This window comes from Mesorhizobium sp. M7A.F.Ca.CA.004.04.2.1 (genome assembly GCF_004022825.1).
GTDB lineage: Bacteria > Pseudomonadota > Alphaproteobacteria > Rhizobiales > Rhizobiaceae > Mesorhizobium.
On the sequence record NZ_RZPH01001177.1, the window covers coordinates 1 to 1713 of the forward strand.

At 65.8% G+C, this 1713-nt stretch carries 2 protein-coding genes; one reads left to right on the forward strand and one right to left on the reverse strand.

The genetic code is table 11. The features are described from left to right. Positions 1 to 1232: DNA mismatch repair protein MutS (gene mutS / locus EN893_RS32670; protein ID WP_128362123.1), on the forward strand; the 1232-nt coding region annotated here is incomplete at its 5' end. Here the strand turns inward: mutS and EN893_RS32675 are convergent. Next, on the reverse strand, positions 1233 to 1713 hold a 481-nt coding region (locus EN893_RS32675), incomplete at its 5' end, for an aldo/keto reductase (protein ID WP_164901334.1).

Consider the following 1713-nt stretch of genomic DNA (forward strand, 5'->3'; position numbering starts at 1 on the left):
ATAATGTGCTTGGCTACTATATCGAGGTGACCGCCAACCATCATGCGGTGATGACCGGCAGCGACGGCGCCAAGGCGCGCTTCATCCACCGTCAGACCATGGCCAACGCCATGCGCTTTACCACGACCGAGCTTGCCGAACTCGAGACCAAGATCGCCAATGCCGCCGACCGGGCGCTCAACATCGAACTGGCCGCCTTCGACGCGCTGACGGCGGAAGCGGTCGGCGAGGCGGAGAAGATCCGCGCCGGTGCCGATGCGCTGGCTGTGCTCGATGTCTCGGCGGCGCTCGCGCTGCTTTCGGAAAGCGAAGCCTGGTGCCGACCAGTGGTGGATTCGAGCCTCGCCTTCGAAATTGCGGGGGGGCGGCATCCCGTGGTCGAACAAGCGCTTCGCCGTTCCGGCGATGGCCCGTTCGTCGCCAATGATTGCGACCTGTCGCCGGAGGGCAGCGCCAAGAACGGTGCGATCTGGCTCCTGACCGGCCCGAACATGGGCGGCAAGTCGACGTTCCTGCGGCAGAACGCACTGATCGCCATCCTGGCCCAGACCGGCTCCTTCGTGCCGGCGACATCGGCCCATATCGGCGTCGTCGACCGGCTGTTCTCGCGGGTCGGCGCCTCGGACGATCTGGCGCGCGGCCGCTCGACCTTCATGGTCGAGATGGTCGAGACGGCGGCGATCCTCAACCAGGCCGGCGAGCGCGCACTGGTGATCCTCGACGAGATCGGCCGCGGCACCGCCACTTTCGACGGCCTGTCAATCGCGTGGGCGGCAGTCGAGTATCTGCATGAGAAGAACCGCTGCCGGGCGATCTTCGCCACTCACTTTCACGAAATGACCTCGCTGGCCGGCAAGCTGGCGCGGCTCTCCAACGTGACCATGCGGGTCAAGGAATGGGAGAACGACGTCGTCTTCCTGCACGAGGTCGGCAAGGGGGCCGCCGACCGCTCCTACGGGGTGCAGGTGGCACGGCTGGCCGGCCTGCCGGAGGCGGTGGTCGACCGCGCCAAGGAAGTGCTGCACCAGCTTGAGGAAGGTGAGGTTTCGGGCAAGACGAACCGGCTGGTGGACGATTTGCCGCTGTTTTCGGTGGCGGTGAAGCGGGAAGCGTCGAAGCCGGTGAAAAGTGATGTGCTGGGGGCGGCGCTGGGCGAGATCAATCCCGACGAGATGACGCCACGGGAGGCGCTGGAAGCGCTCTACCGGCTGAAGGGGCTGGCGGGGACATAGTCAGATCATCTCCAACCCGCGCTTGCGCGCTGGTGGAGGGAAGGCGCGGTCGAGATCGGTGATGTCCTGCGGCGTCAGCTTGATGTCGAGCGCGGCGACATTCTGGCGGACATGTTCCTGGCTGCTGGCCTTGGGGATGGCGATGATGCCCTCCTGTTGCATCACCCAGGCCAGGGCGATTTGCGCCGGGGTCGCATTGTGGCGGGCAGCGACGGCGTCGAGCCTGGCATTGCGCGCCAGCGCGCCTTGCTCGACTGGCGAATAGGCCGTCAGCGGAATGCCGCGTTGCAGGCTCCAGGGTGCCAGGTCGAATTCGAGGCCGCGCCGGACCAGATTGTAGAGCACCTGGTTGGTCTGGACATTGTTGCCGTCGGGCAGGCCGGTCAGCTCTTCCATCTCGTCGGTGTCGAAATTGCTGACGCCCCAGTGGCGGATCTTGCCGGCCTTTTTCAGGGTCTCGAAAGCCGCGACCGTTTCGGCC